Genomic DNA, 16,082 nt, shown 5'->3' on the forward strand with positions numbered 1-16,082 from the left:
CAAAGCCCCGACATCTGCGCGCGCCCCCCGCAGCGGCGATGACAACGCCAAGCGCGAGCCCCTCTCAATCGACCTGGCGCTTCAGGGTGGCGGCGCTCATGGCGCCTTAACCTGGGGCGTGCTGTGCCGGATCCTCGAGGAGGACTGGCTCGAGATCGAGGCGATTTCGGGAACCTCGGCCGGCGCGATGAATGCGGCCGTGCTGGCCTCCGGCTATGCCAAGGGCGGCCGTGCTGGCGCACGCGAGGCACTTGAGCTCTTCTGGCGAAAAGTCTCGGAAGCGGCGCGCTTCAGCCCGTTCCAACGCAGCCCGCTGGACATTCTGCTCGGGCGCTGGACGCTCGACAACTCGCCGCTCTTCGTCGCCATGGACATGATGTCGAGGGTGGTCTCGCCCTACAGCCTGAATCCCACCGGCTCGAACCCGCTGGCCGATATCCTCGCCGAGGTGATCGATTTCGGCAGCCTGGCGACAAGCCCGATCAAGCTCTTCATCACCGCCACAAATGTCCGCACAGGCCGGGGGCGGGTGTTCCGCAATGCCGAGATCACGCCCGACGTGCTGCTGGCCTCTGCCTGCCTGCCGACCCTGTTCCAGGCGGTCGAGATCGATGGCGAGAGCTACTGGGACGGCGGCTATTCCGGCAATCCGACGATGACACCGCTGATCAAGCACAGCGATGCGCTCGACACCATCCTGGTCCAGATCAACCCGGTCGAACGACCCGAGACACCGCGTACTGCGCGCGACATCCTGAACCGACTGAACGAGGTGTCGTTCAATGCGGTGCTGCTGAAGGAATTGCGGATGATGGCCCTGCTGCGGCAGAAGGCCAATCCCGAGAGCGGCGAGGGCGCGCGCTGGGCCCGCATGCGCCTCCATCGCATCACCAGCGACGCCATGACCGAGCTCGGCTACTCCTCCAAACTCAATGCCKAATGGGAGTTCCTGACCATGCTCCACAACGAGGGAAGGCGCTCGGCAGAGTCCTTCTATCGGGAGCATCGGGACGACATCGGCAAGACCTCGACGCTCGATCTCGACGAATTGACCGAGGGCATCTGAGGATAGCGAGCGGATCTGCCGCGCGCTTCAGCACCGACCTCCCGACACCAGGCCTGACCAGGAATGAAGATGACCTCCGGCAAGATCTATCAAGGCGCCCTGATTCTGATTGCGACGATCATGGCGGTCGCCGCGTTGTCGATCGCCAGCTCGGTCTTCGCGCCGGTCGCCTTCGCGCTCTTCATCATCGCGCTCGTCTGGCCGCTTCAGAAGAGCCTGCAGGCCTTCCTGCCCCGCCTGCTCGCGCTCGCGATCAGTGTCGTGGTCATGGTCGTCGCCTTCTTCGCCTTCGGGTCGCTGATCGTCTGGGCTTTCGGCCGTGTCGGCCGCTGGATCGTCAGCGACGCTGCGCGCTTCCAATCCTTCTACGACCAGATCACGGTCTGGCTGGAAGGGCATGGCGTGGCCGTGGCCGGCGTCTGGTCGGAGAACTTCAATGTCAGCTGGATGCTGCGCACCGCCCAGACCATCACCGGCCGCCTCAACAGCACGATGAGCTTCTGGCTCGTCGTCCTCGTCTACGTCATCCTCGGCCTGCTGGAAGTCGACGATTTCGGGCGCAAGGTGCGCACCATGCGCAACCGCGAGACCGGCCAGGTTCTGCTGCAGGGCAGCACGGCCACCGCCAGCAAGATCCGCCGCTACATGGTGGTCAGGACCCTGATGAGCCTCATCACCGGCCTGCTCGTCTGGGGCTTCGCCAAGGCTGTGGGCCTTCAGCTTGCGGAGGAATGGGGCTTCATCGCCTTTTCCTTGAATTACATTCCCTTCCTGGGTCCGCTCGTCGCCACGGTTTTCCCGACCCTGTTTGCGATGACGCAGTTCGGGTCCTGGCAGGCGGTGATCGCGGTCTTCGCCTGCCTCAACCTGATCCAGTTCATMGTCGGCAGCTATATCGAACCACGCGTCGCCGGCAGCGCGCTCTCGATCTCTCCGGCGACCGTACTGTTCTCCGTGTTCTTCTGGAGCTATCTCTGGGGCGTCTTCGGCGCCTTCATCGGCGTCCCGATCACGATCGCATTCCTGACCTTCTGCGCCCAGCATCCCTCGAGCCTATGGCTCGCGGAGCTCTTCGGCTCGCCGGAGAAGGATGCGCCTGCGATCCCGATCGACGCAGCCGTCAAGAGCTGAGGCCGGCGTCCGGCCTGGGCGCGACCTCGATCCGCTGCGGCGCGAGCAGGGCAAGCCCGCCATCCGTGGCGGCTGCGAGCGTGTGAATATAGAAGCCGGTTGCCTCGTCATCGGTCGCCTCCATCACGGGAGACGGCGCCGAGACGATCTTCAGCGGACCGCAGCGCCCGATCCAGTCGACATGGCGGTGGCCGTGCATCGCGACGAGCCGGTGCGACATCGGCTTGAGCTGGCGCACGAACCGGCTGCCATTGATCAACGCCGTGCCGATGCGCTCCGAGAAGGCCTTGGCTGGCTTCGGATATTCCACGGGATGGTGATGCAGCGCGATGACCCAGCGCGCCTTCGGGTATTGGCGCAGGATCGCGAGCATCGCCCGCATGTCCTCTTCCGAAACGAGGCCCAGCGCATTGGTGAAGGAGAAATGAGTTTCGGCGTTCGAGTTCAGCAGCACGAGCCCTAACCCGTCCGCTTCCGCCGGCGGCAGTAGCATCGGGAAGATATCGTCCCAGATATTGGCCAACCCCGCCGACAGGCGCAGCGAGCCCGCATCGGCGAAGGCGGCGATCGTCTTTCGATGGGGCTCCAGCGCCGCCGACAAGGTGCTGCCCAGTCCCGTCCGGTCCTGGTCGACGACCCGGACCCGGTCGCCCTGGATGGCGGCCATGGCCGACAGCGTCCGCATCTGTCTCAGGCGCTTCCCGGGACTCGTCGGCAATTCCAGCCGCGCCGGATTCGCGCGATCCACGATGTTCACGTCGTGGTTGCCGGGAAGGATGAAGCTCCTTTCGGCCAGCGCGGGATGCCGCGCCATCGCGTCCAGGAATTCCGCCCATTCCGCCGACCTGCCCGCATCCGTCATGTCACCGGTGATCAGAACGAAGTCGAGCGGTTCCTGGGCATGGATCTCGTCCAGTCTCTCGAGAACCTGGGCAAGCCGCTCGTTGCCACGCGGGCCGGCGCGCCCGCTTTCGATCCGAAAACCATAGCGCTCCCCGACGACATGGATGTCGGAGAGATGCACGACCCGCCATTTGCGGGCTGACGGCGGCGCCTCGTCATAGGACCCAAGATCGCGCGGCTGATCCATCAACCCATCGGCAAGGCCCCAGGCGAGCGAAGCAACGGCGAGATATCCGCTCATGACGGTCACCGTATTGGCAAGCGCGGGAACGACCAGTCGCAAGGGATTGGCAAGGTCAGCGATCTCGCCCGACCAGCGTGTCGCGGGCCAGGCAAGCGCGGCAATGCCCGCGGCCATGAGGAAGGCAGCAAGGCCGGCGCCAATGGCCGTCGCGGCCCGCAGGCCCGCGCGCTTGTCCTCGCTGGCCTCGGTCGTGAGAAAGCGCTCGGCCAGATGCCGCAGACCCTCGCGGCACAGGGCGTAGCCCGGTTGGACGGCGAGCGAATTCAACGACCAGAAGCTGCGTTCGGCGGCACGGAACAGCGGCCTGAAACCGAACCAGCCGAGGGCCGCGATCAGCGCCAGGAGAATGAGCGGCCCGATTCCTGCCAGCGCGTAGATCCGGCCCGACATCGAGGTGAACCAGGCCGTGGCGACAAGCGGGGCAAGTCCGAGCAGGACGCCCGGCAAGAGAGCGAGGATGATCCAGGCCAGCGCAAGCTTGGGCAGGTTGATTTCCCCCAGCATGCTTCCGGCGATGGCAATCAGGGAGCGCTTCTTGGTGCTGCTGGCGTCGTCCTCTGCGTCTCCAGCCCGCGGTTCGATGATCATCGGCATGGTCAGTCACGATCCAGGAAAACTGCGCTCGCCAGGACAGATCGGCGTCGAATGGTCATGCCTTGCCCCGCAGCAAAATCAGGATGCACACAGCTCAGTTGCCTCGAAGGACATAGCCTTGATGCCAGAGTCATGCACGCTTTCACGGCCAATCTTTCATACCCAAACCGAGAATGGGACGCCGAGCACAGAAGTGAGACACGGGGCTGATGACCGGCGAAAGGGCAGATGCTACTTTAAAATCAGATATTTGCACAATTTGTAACGTGATTTCAATAGAATTGAACGCGCCACTTCAATGCACGAAAGACAAGATTGCAGCGATATTTCAGTAATAATTCGCCAACAGCAGCGTTGGCGAGATTTTGATTGCTATCATATTACATCAAATGAGACACTTTCGCTCCGGAAGATGAAACCGCAATCTTCGATATTCGTCTTATCTAAGCTTCAAATCGAACAAAATACTTGCGCACGAGCATCGTCTCGAGGCCGCGACCGGCATGCGATCATCGGGCTGCCGGCCCCGCCCACACCCGGCTCGCGCCAGCCGGCCAAAGGGGCATGGTCATGACCACCGAAGCCGGCAGGGCGCCGCCCCTTGCCATGCTCACGCGCAGTCTCGGCTTTCTCGCGCTATGGCTGATCCTGATGGGCCCCGCCCTGAAGGATCTGCCCATCGGTCTGATCGCCGCAGCCGCAGCGACCTGGACGAGCACGGCGCTTTGGCCGGAAAGCGGAAAACTGTCCACGCGCGGCCTCTTGCGCTTCCTGATCCGCTTCATACCGCAATCAGCCGTGGCCGGCGTCGATGTCGCGCGCCGCGCCTTTGCCCCACAGCCGGCCTTGTCGCCAGGCTTTGTCACCTATCGCACCGCGCTGCCGCCCGGCATGGCCCGCAGCGCCTCATGTGCGGTCATGAGCCTCCAGCCCGGCAAGCTGCCCGTCGCGGCGGATGCGGACGGCACGCTTCATATCCATTGCCTCGATCTGCGCGAACCGGTGGCGGAACAGATCGCCGCTGATGAAGCAGCCTTCTGCGGTACTCTGGAGAATGGGGGCGATCATGGCTGACCTCTTCACGGGAGCAGCGCTCTTCATCCTGACCGTCACGGCGCTTGGACTGTTCAAGGTGCTGCGCTCCGACATACCCGTCGAACGCATGATGGCAGTTCAGTTGCTGGGCACGGGGGGCGCTGCCGCCGTGCTGCTGCTCGGCGCCGCTTCGCGTTCCGCCGCCATGACGGATGTCGCCTTGCTGCTGATGCTGCTGGCCGCCGTCTCCTGTGCTGCCTTCACCTTCGGGCAGTCCGGCCTCGGCGCCGACGCATCCGAACAGACGGAGGACGAGGCGTGACGGCGCTCGCCAATGCCTTCACGCTTATCGCCGTCGGCGGCGGCGCTCTTCTGTTTCTCGCCGGTACGCTCGGCCTGCTGCGCTTCCCCGACACGCTCAGCCGCCTTCACGCGTTGAGCAAAGCCGACAATCTGGGGCTCGGGTTGATCGTGCTTGGGCTCCTGCCGCAGGCCGAGAGCTTCGCAGGCGGCCTGAAGCTGGTCTGCGTCTGGCTGCTGGCCCAGATCTCGGCCGCAACGGCGAGCCAGTTGATCGCCGGGGTGCTCTATCGGCGCAAGCCCCGCCCATGACCATGCTTCTCGATCTCGCGCTCGTCGCGTGGCTTCTCGCGCTGGCCGTCCATGTCGCCAGGGCCAGGGATGATCAGGGTGCGATCATCGCCTTCATTGCCTTCGGTCTGCTGCTTGGACTGGGCTGGACGCGGCTCTCGGCGATCGACGTTGCCATGACCGAGGTGGCGATCGGCGGCGGTGTCACCGGCATGCTGCTGCTTCGGGCCGAAGCCCGGCTGCGCAAGCGCTCATCCCGCCCCCATGCCCCCAACAGAACCGCCAAGGCAGGCGCCGCGATCGCCTGCACGCTCGTGGCGGCTGGCCTCGCGCTCGCCGTGCTTTCCTTCCCCTCGCCCGCCCCGACACTCGCACCTGCCGCTGCCGCGGCGCTGGACGCGACCGGCCTCGGCAATCCCGTGACGGCCGTCCTGCTGGCTTACCGGGCGTTGGATACGCTGCTTGAGAAGGTCGTTCTGCTGCTCGCCCTCCTGGGGGTGTGGTCGCTGGCGCCCGATCAGCTCTGGGGTGGTGCACCAGAGGTGAGGCAAGCGCTTGCGCCGCCGCCCTTTGTCTACCTCGCCCGCGTATTGCCCCCCTTTGGCGTGCTGATCGCCGTCTATATGTGCTGGGTGGGGGCCGACGCGCCGGGCGGGACGTTCCAGGCTGGCACCGTGCTTGCCGCGATGTGGCTGCTCGTCATGTTGGCCGGCCTGCGTCCCGCACCGGAAACGAGGCGGACGACGCTGCGGCTCCTTCTGGTCGGGGGACCGGCCCTGTTCTTCGCGATCGGCTTCCTCGGCTTTGCGATCGCAGGCGGCTTCCTCGCCTATCCGGAGGGCGCGGCCAAACCCATCATCGTCGGCATCGAGGCAGCGCTGACGATATCGATCGCCCTGACGCTCGGCCTGCTCGTGGCCGGCCCCTCCAGCAGGGCTCCGGCCCCATGAGCCTCGCATCCCTCGGCCCCGCCACATTGTTTGGCCTGTGCGGCGCGGCGCTGGCCGGAATCGGCCTGTTCATCGTGATCACCCATGCCGGCCTCCTGCGCAGGATCGTCGGGTTCAACATTCTCGGCGCGGGCATCTTCCTGGTCTTTGGCGCGGCGGCACGGCGCGGAGCAGCCGCCGGATTTTCCGGCGACCCGGTTCCGCAGGCCATGGTGATCACCGGCATCGTCGTCGCATTCTCGGCGACCGCCCTTGCCGTCGCGCTGCTGCAGCGCCTGTTCGATCTCACCGGCCGCGAAAGCCTGGACGCGCCAGCGGCCGGCGACAAGCAGCGGGCCGAGCCATGACCCCTCTCGCGCCCGCCTCCGTTCACCTTGCCACTCCCGGCGGCTATCTGCTGGTCCTTGCCGTGACCTTGCCCGTCCTCGGCGTGCTGGCCATGCTGATCCTCGCCCCGCGCCATGCCAGGCAGGTCGCGCTTGTCACCGTCGCCGCCGGTCTCGTCACCGCGATCGCTATCGTGGCCGAGTTGATCCGGACCGGCAGCGCGCTCACCTATGTCGTTGGCGGCTGGCAACCGCCGCTTGGAATCGCACTGCGCGCCGACGGGCTTTCCGCGACGATGATCGCGATGACGGCGGTGGTGCTCACGGCAACATGCCTGTTTGCGCGGGACCTCTATGCGCTGGCCCCGAAGACGCAGGACGGGAGGGCGCCGACGACCTTCTGGGGCTTGCTGCTGGCAACCTGGAGCGCGCTGAACGCGGTCTTCGTCGGCGAGGACCTGTTCAACCTCTATGTCGCCCTCGAGTTGCTGACATTCGCCGCAGTCCCGCTGGTCTGCCTCGATGGCCGCGCCGAGACCGTCGCCGCAGCGTTGCGCTACCTGATGTTCGCGCTGCTCGGGTCCCTGCTCTACCTGCTCGGCACCGGGCTGCTCTATGGCAGCTACGGAACGCTCGATATCCAGATGCTGTCGCGCCTGAACGAAGGCGGGCCGGCCCTCTCGGTGGCACTTGCCCTGATGATCGTAGGGCTTCTCGCCAAAGCTGCCCTGTTTCCGCTGCATCTCTGGTTGCCCCCGGCCCATGCCGGCGCACCCGCAGCCGCGAGCGCGGTGCTCTCGGCTCTCGTCATCAAGGCGCCGGTCTTCCTGATCCTGCGTCTCGTGCTCGACATCGCCCCCCCGCAGGCAGCGATCCTGGCCGGTCAGATCCTGGCGGTTCTCGGCGCGTCCTCGATCCTGTTCTGCAGCGTCATGGCGCTTCGGCAGGCGCGGCTGAAGCTGATGATCGCCTATTCGACCGTGGCGCAGATCGGCTATCTCTTCATCGTCTTCCCGCTCGCAGCCGGAAATGAGGCGCAAGCTCCCTGGGAAACCATCGCCTGGACCGGAGGTGCCCTCCAGCTGGTTTCTCACGCGTTCGCCAAGGCCGCGATGTTCCTTGCGGCCGGCGTCATCGCCGAGGCCTTTGGCCATGACCGGATCGCCGATCTCGGCGGGTTCGGCCGCGTACTCCCGATCAGCGCGGCGGCCTTCGGCCTCGCCGGCCTGTCCCTGATGGGGATTCCACCGAGCGGAGGCTTCATTGCGAAGTGCCTCTTGCTGACGGCCGCGGTGCTGAACGGCCACCCATGGCTTGCCGCCACCATTCTGGCCGGAGGCCTGCTTGCAGCGGGCTATGTCTTTCGCGTCGTCGACCGCGCCCTGGCAACACCGGCCATCGCGCTCGTCGCACAGAAACCGATACCGCGGCGCCTCGAGCTCGTGGCCCTTGTTCTGGCGGTGGCGGCCGTGCTGCTTGGTTTCGTACCGCTCGAGCCCTTCGGCTTCCTGCAGCTGGGGCGCTCCGGGGTCATCGCAACGGTGGCGCCATGAACGCTTCCGGCCTGCTCCTTGCCTCTTCGTTGCTCCTCCCGCTCGCAATGGCGGCCTGCTGCATCTTCGGGCGCTTCCGGACCCGTGCGCTGTCGCTGCTTGCTGTCGCGCCCCTGCCAGGCCTGCTCGCGGCGCTTCTGGTGCCGGACGGAACCTCGGTCTTCTTCCCGCCGCCATTCCGGATGTCGCTCCTCCTCGATCGGCCGGGTGCAATCCTGCTCGGCGGCGCCGCCCTGCTCTGGAGCGCAGCGGGCGCCTTCGCGTCCTCCTACATGGGCCGCGAGCCGGCCGCTGCCCGCTTCGCCGTCTGGTGGCTGCTGACGCTGACAGGCAGCCTCGGCCTCTTCATCGTGGGCGATATCGCGAATTTCTACCTGCTCTTCACGCTGGCGAGCCTCGCCGCCTATGGGCTGATCGTGCATGAGCAGACCGCACGCGCTCACAGAGCCGGCGTCGTCTATGTCGTGCTGGCACTGCTCGCAGAGGCGTTTCTGCTGCTGGCCTTCGTGATGCTCGCGGCCGGCCACCCCGACGCCAATCCTGCGATCCGGGACGTGGTCGCATCCCTGCCAACATCCCCGATGCGCGACAGCATCGTTGCCCTGCTCATCCTCGGCTTTGCCTTGAAGATGGGCCTCGTGCCGTTGCATGTCTGGCTGCCGCTCGCCCACCCCGCCGCGCCGATGCCCGCTTCCGCCGTGCTCAGCGGGGTGGTCGTCAAGGCGGGCGTGATCGGCTTGATCCGCTTTTTGCCCTTCGAGGCCGGCCTGCCATTCTGGGGCAACGTGCTGATCGCGGCCGGCATCGTCACCGCGTATTTCGGCGTCATCGTCGGTGTGACCCAGACCCGCGCCAAGACCATCCTGGCCTATTCCACGGTCAGCCAGATGGGTCTGCTCGCCGTCCTTCTCGGTGTCGGGCTCGAGAATGCCGATACCGGGGCGACGAGCCTCGTTGCCTACTACGCGGTGCATCATACGCTGGTGAAGGGGGCCCTCTTCCTGGCGGTCGGCATTCTGGCTGCGACCGGGCAGGCACGGTTGCGTCCCGTCCTGCTGCTCACCGCCCTCCTGGCGCTCAGCCTCGGCGGCATGCCCCTGACCAGTGGCGCCCTTGCCAAACTCGCGACCAAGCCGATGCTGGGCTATGGCTATGTCAGCCACGCGATGGCGCTGGCCGGCGCTTGCAGTACGCTGCTGATGCTGAATTTCCTGTCGATCGTGGCGCGCGACGCACGGGAGAACTCCCCGTCCTCCGCTCCTCCCGGACAGCTCCTCCCCTGGCTCATCGTCGCGGCCGCCTCGCTGGTGATCCCATGGTCGCTCTATCCCGCAATTGCGGGCGAAGGCATCGCCAGCCTGCTGCAGCCCGACGCGCTCTGGAAGGTGGCCTGGCCCATGCTGCTGGGCGCGCTTGCCATGCTGCTGGTTCGTCGCATCACGGCATTGCCTGGCTCCATCCCCGAGGGTGACATCGTCGTGCTGGCAAAGGCCGGTACCTCCGTCATTCAGCGCCTMGCTGCCGGCATCGAGCAGGTGGACGCCCTGCTGCGCCGCTGGTCGGTGGCCGGGCTGTCGCTCATCATCGTTGCCGTTCTGCTGGGAGCGCTGATGTATCGAGCCTGAACGCGAGCGGGTCTGTGCTCCCTGGCTCTCTGGCTCTCTGGCGCCCCGGCCATGGTCGGATACAGTACCCGCATCCGCCCTTCTGCAGCGGAGCACATGACCCCGCTTCGGTGAACGACCAGGACAGCGGAGGCCTCGTGCCGTGGCCGCTTTGACACGCATCATCACAGGACTGGACCAGACTTGAGCCCGATCGAGAGTACCGCCGTCATCACCGTGATCACGATTGCCCTGTTCGCCTGGAACAGGCTGCCGGTCATCGTCGTGGCCATTGGAGCAGCGCTTTCGCTCTGGGCGACCGGTGCCGTCACGCTCGAGCAGGCTCTCGCCGGATTTGGCGATCGCGCGGTGCTGTTCATCGCCAGTCTCTTCATCGTCAGTGCCGCGCTCGAGAAGACGGGCGTGACCGCCTGGGCCGGACAGCTCCTGATCGCCAAGGCGGGCGAGAACAGGCGGACCCGCCTGCTGATCATCATCATGACGGCMGTCGGCTGCCTGAGCGCCCTGATCAGCGGCGGCGGCGCGGTGGCAGCCCTGATGCCGGTCGTGGTGATGGCCGCGATCCGGCTGCGGCAATCCCCGTCGCAGCTCCTGATGCCGCTGGCCTTTGCGGCCCATGCCGGCTCGAACCTGCTGCTCACCGGTGCCCCGAAGAACATCCTGGTCTCGGAAGCGCTGGAAGATGCCGGGTTGCAGGGCTTCGCCTTTGCCGAGTTCGCTCTCGTCGGCATTCCCCTGCTCGCCGGCACGATGGCGATCATCCTGCTGCTCGGGAAGCGCCTGTTGCCCGAGCAGAGCAGCGCGCGCTTGCCCGCCGACTTCAGCCGCCACGCCCAGACGCTGGTCGAGCACTACGGACTGAGCGACGGCGTCTTCCGGCTGCGCGTGCGCGCCACCTCGTCCTATATCGGGAGTGCGCCCGCAGCCCTGGACTTCGCCGGCGATCAGCGTCTCACCTTGATGGCCGTTCAGGCCGGAGATTCCGGCACGCCATTGCGCGCGCCGGCGATCTCGGAGGGCGACTACCTGCTGGTGAAGGGCGATGCGGCAGCCGTCGCCGATCTCGCAGCGGAGAAGCACCTCGCCTTGCGCGAGGACCGAGGGGACGACGAGGCCGGGCCGAGCCTGTTTAACCGCCGCTCCGGCCTCGCGGAAGTCGTTATCCCGCCGCGCTCGGCCCTGATCGGGCGCGCGATGTTCCCGGGCATGATCACCGATAGCGGCGATCTCGTGGTGCTCGCGGTGCAGCGGGCCGGCGTCGATCTCGAACCCGACGATGCTCTCCAGGCTGGCGATACGATCCTGCTGGAAGGCAGCTGGAAAGCACTCGACCTGCAGCTCACGGACCCCGACATCCTGGTCGTCAACTCGCCCGATCTCGTCAGGCGCCAGGCGGTGCCGATGGGCGCCGGAGCCGGCGTCGCCGTCGCAGTGCTGGCCTGCCTCGTCGTGCTGCTCGCCACGGGCATCGTCCCGCCGGCGGTGGCCGGGCTCGTCTCGGCCTGCCTGCTGATCCTCACAGGCATCGTCACGGTCGAGCAATCCTATCGCGCCATCAACTGGACGACGGTGATCCTCGTCGGTGCGATGATGCCGCTTTCCACCGCCATGGTGCAGTCGGGCGCGGCACAGCTCGTGGCCAATTACCTCGTTGCGCTCACCGGCGATGCCGGACCGATCGTCTTTCTCGCGGGCCTTTTCGTGCTGACCGCAAGCCTCGGCCAGATCATGAGCAATACGGCCACCACGATGCTGGTCATCCCCATTGCCATGGCGGCGGCCACCGGCATGGGGGTTTCGCCCCGCCCGATCCTGATGAGCCTGTGTATCGCGGGTGCAGCGTCCTTCATGACGCCGATCGCGACCTCGACGAACATGATGGTGATGGGCCCCGGCGGCTACAGCTTCAATAGCTACTGGAAGCTCGGGACGCCGCTGATGATCTGGTTCTTCATCATGGCGGTGTTCTACGTACCGCTAATCTGGCGGTTCTGAACTCCGGCGGTCCGGACTCGAACCGCCGCCCATGATCCAATCGGCGCGGAACCGGCTCCGCCGCCGCCTATCGCGTGGCGGGTACGGCAGGAGATGCGGACGCCGCGCCACGCAGCGGTTCGTCGATCCGGTCGATCAGATAGGGAAAGAAAGGGTTCGACGACATGCGCAGCAGCGAATCCAGATTCACGATCAGGGTGCCGCGCTCACCGCGGGCGGCGACCGCCCCGAGCTTGATGCCGAAATCCTCCGCCGGATCGGGCTTGAGGCCGTAGAGGCCATCGGTGACCGGGAATGGCAGGGCGACATGCGACAGTGAAAACACGTCGAAGGGATAGGACAGCCCGAGGTCTCGCACGGTCTCGGCCGATGCGCCGGCCTCGGTCACCCGTTCGACGACATCGCTGGAATCCTCGCTGGCATTGGTGATGATCGACACCCGGAAATTCCGCGGCGGTGCCGGCAGCATGCGGCTCAACAGCGTGTCGGAGGCCGAACTCAGCAGCGGCCCGAACTTGGTCGAACGGTTCAGGTCGAACAGGACGAGCTCGCTGCCATTCGCCGGCAGATGGGCATAGAGCGAGGTGATGATCGCCCGCGTGCTCACGGTGAAATCCATCACCGACTGGAAGCTGATGAGCGGCGCCAGGTCCTTCAACCGGTTTTCCCGCGCCAGCCGCAGGATCTTCTGCTGCAGGGCGCTGGTCAGCAGATGCGACTGGCGCGCGCCGTTGACCGGGAAGGAATTGTACTTGAACGGGTTGAACTCGGGCAGGACGCTGAGCCAGGCCGCCTTGGCGAAAGCCGGCAGGATGGCCGGCAGGCCGGCAAGCCCGGCGAAGCGTGCGAAGGCCGTGATCCCGATCATCGGCGAGATCAGGACAAGGCGGTCCGGCCGCGCCAGTTCCTTGTTCTCGAGCGCTTCGAGCGCATACATCAGCGCAAGTGCGCCGCCATTCGAGAACCCGACGAGATGCAGTGGCGCGGCGGGCTCGACCCGCTTTCTCGCCTCCCTGACCGCGAGGCGCGTCGCAGCCAACCAATCCTCCCATTCGATCTCGGTCAGCCCGGCCGGCACTGTGCCGTGTCCTGGCAGACGGATCGCGATGGCGACGAAACCACGGTCACGATATTGCCGTGCGACGTGGCGCAGGCTGTAGGGCGAATCCGTCAGCCCGTGCAGGAACACGGCCACGCCGACCGGCTTGCCCTCCGGCTCCATGACATAGGAGCGGTTCCAATCCTGCTTGAAATGCTCGGGATGAATCGCGCTGCCGTCGAAATAGCGATTGACCGGAACACGCTCCTCAGGGGCGAGCTTTTGCGTGACCTCCGCCCGCACGCCCGCGAAAGCTGCCGCCTCCGCCTTGAGATAGTCGTCCCAGCTGCCGCGATCGAGCTCCTTGATCGAGAGTTCATGCGGCACATAAGTGTGCCAGGGTTCAAGCGGCGCGCCGCGCTGGGTGTCGTAGATGCGCAGTCCGAGCAGGGACAGCGCGACGATCGCGAGGACGGCGCCCCCGCGTTTCAGCGTCTTGCCGATGAAACCGCGCATGCCTGGAACCTTCGAGAATCTGCTCTGCCGATGATACGCCGGACCGGGAGGTCAGGCAGCAGCCTTCCGGGCGGCGAGCGCGATCGCGATATAAGCCCAGCCGGCGAAGAGCAGCGAGACGCCCACCAGCGTGCCGGGCGCATAGATGCCGCCATAGGGGAGCCGCATCGCCAGCGCGACGCCAACGACGATCGTGATGATGCTGGACAGGAACATCCAGCCCACGCCGCTCTGCGCCCGCATCTTGATGGCAAGCCCGAGCTGGGCGAGGCCTTCCGCGATCAAGACAAGGGCAATCACCAAGGTGATGGCAATCGCCCCCTTCATCGGGTTGAAATACACCAGAATGCCGCCCAACAACTCGATCATCCCGACCAGCAACTGCCAGACGAAGCCACTCCACTCCTTGACCATGAAGGACTGGACCACCTTGAATGCGCCAGCGACAGCCAGGATCAGGCCAAGGAACAAGGTCACCGCCATGGTCGAGATGGCAGGGCTTGCAATCGCGATGATCCCGCAAATGACCAGGGCGATCCCGAGTGCGATGATCTTGCCTGACATCAGCCGAACGAGGCTGTGATCGGACCTGCTTGAATTCTGGGCCATGAGTTGCGCAATCCGTCGCTGTAGAAGCAAGCGATGGCCTTGCCGCCGAGGCCGCCCGCCGCACCGGCAGACAGTCGCAATCGGGCAATGCCGTCATGAGCAGTTATGCCGCGCCTGGTCTCGGGACGGATCAGCAGGGAATCCCAAAGCTAGTCAGGGAATCCCGTTTTCATGGATTTTGGCGGGCAGCGGCCCGGGTGTGCCGGCGCAATGACGCGACGGACGCCCGGACCGCGATCAGGCGCGGATCGGAGGCCTCACGCACCGACCTTCGCCAGGACGTCGGCGCGCAGGAAGCGCTCGATGAACAGCATGAACAGCACGGACGGGACGAGCAGGATCAAAGCCGTGATCGACGCGACCTGGTAGTTGCCGCCCATCGCCGCGTTGTAGAGCAGCAGCGGCAATGTCGTGACCTGCGGCACACCGACGAAGAAGGTGCCGGTGAATTCGTCGAGCGATTCCAGGAACACGAAGATGCCGCTGGCGATGATGCCAGGCGCAGCCAGCGGCAATGTCACGGTGGCGAAGGTACGCAGGGGTGACGCGCCAATATTGCGGGCGGCGAGCTCCAGGTCCTTGTCGACTGCGGCAAAGGCCGCCGCCGCGATCCAGACGGAATAGACGAGGCCGTGAGCGGCATGGACGAGGACCACGGCAAAGACCGTGCCGTTGATGCCGATCTGGTAGAAGACGCGCGCGACGTTGATGTAGATCGCGACGGACGGGAATGCCTGCGGCAGCAGGAACATCACCATGAACAGCGCGCGCACCGGCAGCTTCAGCCGCGCCAGCGCATAGCCGGCCGGGATCGAGAGCGCGAGCGCGACAATGACCGTCAGCACCGCGATCCATACGCTGGTACCGAGCGAGGCCATGGCGTCGCCGGTCGGGCGGAAGACCTGCTCCCAATAGCGGGTGCCATAGGTCACCGGCAGCTTGTAGGGCGTGTACCAGCGCTCGGCGACGGACCACAGCGCAAGGTTCGCAAGCGGACCGATGAGGACGAAGGCGAAAGCGGTGAGAAGGGCGGCAGCCAGCGCCGCCTTCGCCGTGGAGGCAAGCCGGATCATGGTGCGGCCTCCTTCGACATGCCGCGTTTCAGGTAGAGGATCGCGGCACCGGCACTGATCAGATAGGTGATTACGCCGAGCGCATTGGCAGTGGCGTAGTCGCCATAGGCGTTGATGCGGAAGGCCATGTCGACGGTCAGCATGGTCGGCTGCGAACCCGACACCATCATCGGCACCGAKAGCACAGAGAGCATCGTCACGAAGGACAGGACCAGCGCGACGAGGAGCGTCGGCATCACCTGCGGCAGCGCCAGCTCCACCAGCACCCGCAGGCGCGAAGCGCCGAGATTGCGGCCGGCTTCGAGCGTCGCCCGGTCGATCGACGCCAATGCGCCGGCCAGCAGCAGGGCCACGAACGGCGTCTGCTTCCACACGAAGGTCGCGATGATACCGCGCCAGTCGAGAAAGCTGGTCGCGCTCAATGGGTCCATCAGGCCAAGCGAGACGAAGGTGTTGTTCATCAGCCCGTTCTTGGCGAGGAAGGTCCGCATGCACTGCGCCGCGACGATGAAGGGGATGAAGAGCGGCCAGCGATAGAGCGCCTTCAGCGTACCCACGACCCATCTGTTTTCGCCGAGCGTCAGCGTTCCCGCGATAGCGATCGCAGCCAGTGCCGTCAGCAGGCAGGAGGACAGCACGATGATCACCGTGAAGACGATATCGCCGGAGTAAAGCTCAAACGCCTTGGCKAACCATTCCAGCGTCAGCGAGCCGTCCGGGCGCGTGAAGGCCGAGACCAGCGAAAAGCCGAGCGGATAGAGAAACAGAGCCGCGACGAGGAGCAGGCCCGGCGCGATCAGGATCAGCGCCAGCTGGCGTTGGGACATGGGCA

General features: G+C 65.7%; 15 protein-coding genes. 10 read left to right on the top strand and 5 right to left on the bottom strand.

Annotation, left to right across the window (positions count from 1 at the left end; all coding sequences use genetic code 11):
• Window positions 1-67: 67 nt before the first annotated feature.
• A complete protein-coding gene (locus tag AC1DIO_RS12085; RefSeq protein ID WP_476853459.1) occupies window positions 68-1,066 on the top strand; it encodes a patatin-like phospholipase family protein in 999 nt (332 codons plus the stop codon).
• A gap of 63 nt (window positions 1,067-1,129) precedes the next feature.
• Entirely contained in the window at window positions 1,130-2,197 is a 1,068-nt protein-coding gene (locus AC1DIO_RS12090) for an AI-2E family transporter (RefSeq protein WP_441490720.1), read from the top strand.
• On the opposite strand, the gene AC1DIO_RS12095 is transcribed toward AC1DIO_RS12090, so the two are convergent.
• Window positions 2,187-3,938 (bottom strand): metallophosphoesterase family protein, encoded by a 1,752-nt coding sequence (locus AC1DIO_RS12095; protein WP_441490719.1) that lies wholly within the window; start codon window positions 3,936-3,938, stop codon window positions 2,187-2,189. The genes AC1DIO_RS12090 and AC1DIO_RS12095 overlap by 11 nt on opposite strands.
• A gap of 570 nt (window positions 3,939-4,508) precedes the next feature.
• Between AC1DIO_RS12095 and AC1DIO_RS12100 the strand changes: the two genes are divergently transcribed.
• The 8 genes from AC1DIO_RS12100 (at window position 4,509) to AC1DIO_RS12135 (ending at window position 12,013) form a co-directional block, all read left to right on the top strand.
• Window positions 4,509-5,012, top strand: coding sequence for a Na+/H+ antiporter subunit E (locus AC1DIO_RS12100; protein WP_476767621.1), 504 nt, complete (start codon window positions 4,509-4,511; stop codon window positions 5,010-5,012).
• Window positions 5,005-5,295, top strand: a complete 291-nt coding sequence (locus tag AC1DIO_RS12105; protein ID WP_441506414.1) for a monovalent cation/H+ antiporter complex subunit F — start codon at window positions 5,005-5,007, stop codon at window positions 5,293-5,295. The genes AC1DIO_RS12100 and AC1DIO_RS12105 overlap by 8 nt, the downstream gene beginning before the upstream one ends.
• Window positions 5,292-5,585: a cation:proton antiporter gene (locus AC1DIO_RS12110; protein WP_476767622.1), complete on the top strand. Its 294-nt coding sequence runs from the start codon at window positions 5,292-5,294 to the stop codon at window positions 5,583-5,585. Before AC1DIO_RS12105 ends, AC1DIO_RS12110 begins: the two co-directional genes overlap by 4 nt.
• Window positions 5,582-6,514, top strand: coding sequence for a hydrogenase subunit MbhD domain-containing protein (locus tag AC1DIO_RS12115; protein ID WP_476767623.1), 933 nt, complete (start codon window positions 5,582-5,584; stop codon window positions 6,512-6,514). The genes AC1DIO_RS12110 and AC1DIO_RS12115 overlap by 4 nt, the downstream gene beginning before the upstream one ends.
• A complete protein-coding gene (locus AC1DIO_RS12120; protein WP_441490714.1) occupies window positions 6,511-6,861 on the top strand; it encodes an NADH-quinone oxidoreductase subunit K in 351 nt (116 codons plus the stop codon). Before AC1DIO_RS12115 ends, AC1DIO_RS12120 begins: the two co-directional genes overlap by 4 nt.
• Window positions 6,858-8,393, top strand: coding sequence for a complex I subunit 5 family protein (locus AC1DIO_RS12125; RefSeq protein ID WP_441490713.1), 1,536 nt, complete (start codon window positions 6,858-6,860; stop codon window positions 8,391-8,393). The genes AC1DIO_RS12120 and AC1DIO_RS12125 overlap by 4 nt, the downstream gene beginning before the upstream one ends.
• Entirely contained in the window at window positions 8,390-10,018 is a 1,629-nt protein-coding gene (locus AC1DIO_RS12130) for a complex I subunit 5 family protein (protein ID WP_441490712.1), read from the top strand. The genes AC1DIO_RS12125 and AC1DIO_RS12130 overlap by 4 nt, the downstream gene beginning before the upstream one ends.
• A 183-nt stretch (window positions 10,019-10,201) precedes the next feature.
• Complete coding sequence (locus tag AC1DIO_RS12135) at window positions 10,202-12,013, top strand: SLC13 family permease (protein WP_441490711.1); 1,812 nt, start codon at window positions 10,202-10,204, stop codon at window positions 12,011-12,013.
• Between the two features lie 67 nt (window positions 12,014-12,080).
• Here AC1DIO_RS12135 and AC1DIO_RS12140 read toward each other — a convergent pair whose 3' ends face one another.
• From AC1DIO_RS12140 to AC1DIO_RS12155, 4 genes are all read right to left on the bottom strand, one after another.
• Window positions 12,081-13,568 (bottom strand): alpha/beta hydrolase, encoded by a 1,488-nt coding sequence (locus tag AC1DIO_RS12140; RefSeq protein WP_441490710.1) that lies wholly within the window; start codon window positions 13,566-13,568, stop codon window positions 12,081-12,083.
• Window positions 13,569-13,619: 51 nt separating this feature from the next.
• On the bottom strand, window positions 13,620-14,177 hold the full coding sequence (locus AC1DIO_RS12145) for an HdeD family acid-resistance protein (RefSeq protein WP_441490709.1): 558 nt from the start codon (window positions 14,175-14,177) through the stop codon (window positions 13,620-13,622).
• A gap of 257 nt (window positions 14,178-14,434) precedes the next feature.
• Window positions 14,435-15,250 carry an ABC transporter permease gene (locus tag AC1DIO_RS12150; RefSeq protein WP_441490708.1) on the bottom strand — a complete coding sequence of 272 codons (816 nt, stop codon included), beginning with the start codon at window positions 15,248-15,250 and terminating at the stop codon, window positions 14,435-14,437.
• Window positions 15,247-16,077, bottom strand: a complete 831-nt coding sequence (locus tag AC1DIO_RS12155; RefSeq protein ID WP_476853447.1) for an ABC transporter permease — start codon at window positions 16,075-16,077, stop codon at window positions 15,247-15,249. Before AC1DIO_RS12155 ends, AC1DIO_RS12150 begins: the two co-directional genes overlap by 4 nt.
• Window positions 16,078-16,082 lie beyond the last annotated feature (5 nt).

The sequence above is a fragment of the Allobosea sp. 05T439 genome (genome assembly GCF_056396005.1).

Excerpts from the sequence above, each read along its gene's own strand:
- AC1DIO_RS12100 (WP_476767621.1), top strand. The coding sequence starts at position 4,509 with ATGACCACCGAAGCCGGCAGGGCGCCGCCCCTTGCCATGCTCACGCGC.
- AC1DIO_RS12095 (WP_441490719.1), bottom strand. The coding sequence starts at position 3,938 with ATGCCGATGATCATCGAACCGCGGGCTGGAGACGCAGAGGACGACGCC.
- AC1DIO_RS12120 (WP_441490714.1), top strand. The coding sequence starts at position 6,511 with ATGAGCCTCGCATCCCTCGGCCCCGCCACATTGTTTGGCCTGTGCGGC.
- AC1DIO_RS12125 (WP_441490713.1), top strand. The coding sequence starts at position 6,858 with ATGACCCCTCTCGCGCCCGCCTCCGTTCACCTTGCCACTCCCGGCGGC.
- AC1DIO_RS12145 (WP_441490709.1), bottom strand. The coding sequence starts at position 14,177 with ATGGCCCAGAATTCAAGCAGGTCCGATCACAGCCTCGTTCGGCTGATG.
- AC1DIO_RS12115 (WP_476767623.1), top strand. The coding sequence starts at position 5,582 with ATGACCATGCTTCTCGATCTCGCGCTCGTCGCGTGGCTTCTCGCGCTG.
- AC1DIO_RS12140 (WP_441490710.1), bottom strand. The coding sequence starts at position 13,568 with ATGCGCGGTTTCATCGGCAAGACGCTGAAACGCGGGGGCGCCGTCCTC.
- AC1DIO_RS12105 (WP_441506414.1), top strand. The coding sequence starts at position 5,005 with ATGGCTGACCTCTTCACGGGAGCAGCGCTCTTCATCCTGACCGTCACG.
- AC1DIO_RS12150 (WP_441490708.1), bottom strand. The coding sequence starts at position 15,250 with ATGATCCGGCTTGCCTCCACGGCGAAGGCGGCGCTGGCTGCCGCCCTT.